The organism is Methanosaeta sp. UBA458, from assembly GCF_002496085.1.
GTDB classification, from domain to species: domain Archaea; phylum Halobacteriota; class Methanosarcinia; order Methanotrichales; family Methanotrichaceae; genus Methanothrix; species Methanothrix soehngenii.
Genome location: NZ_DAIK01000026.1, coordinates 10,993 through 11,474, shown reverse-complemented (window position 1 = coordinate 11,474; position 482 = coordinate 10,993). Strand labels below are relative to the sequence as shown.

Below are 482 nucleotides of genomic sequence, written 5' to 3'. Positions count from 1 at the left end.
TCAGTATTAATGACGGGCACTACTGCATTTTAACATTTCGCAACCATTTTTGTATCGGCCTCCATACGATTTGAGGTGCATGCAAAAGTTCAAATTGCAGATGCCATAATGCGTTTGGCTTGTCTTTAGTAATCAAAAAAAGGAGGTTCGCGTCTTGAGTTCAGATATTTGTAGAATGGCATCTGCTTTCGCCTTTATTGCACTCTTGGAGATATGCATCATAGGTTCAATGGCATTAGCTCAAACAGATCGGGATCAATTTGCTATGGAGGGAGCATCTGAACAGACGGTAAAGATCGGGGCGATATACAACCTGGTGGGGTCGCAATCGCCCTTGGATCTGCCGTCCGCCAGGGGAGCTGGGCTTGCAGTTGATGAGATCAACAGACTTGGTGGAATCGATGGCAAAGAGATCGAACTGATCTTATGTGATGGCAAGAGCGATACTGCAAATGTTGGTGAATGCGCAAAAGCCCTTATCG

1 protein-coding gene is annotated in these 482 nt (G+C 45.4%); it reads left to right on the top strand.

The window, feature by feature from the left end; translation table 11 throughout:
• Positions 1–154: 154 nt before the first annotated feature.
• A partial coding sequence (locus BP822_RS01590) for an ABC transporter substrate-binding protein (RefSeq protein ID WP_286877578.1) occupies positions 155–482 on the top strand: 328 nt, incomplete at its 3' end.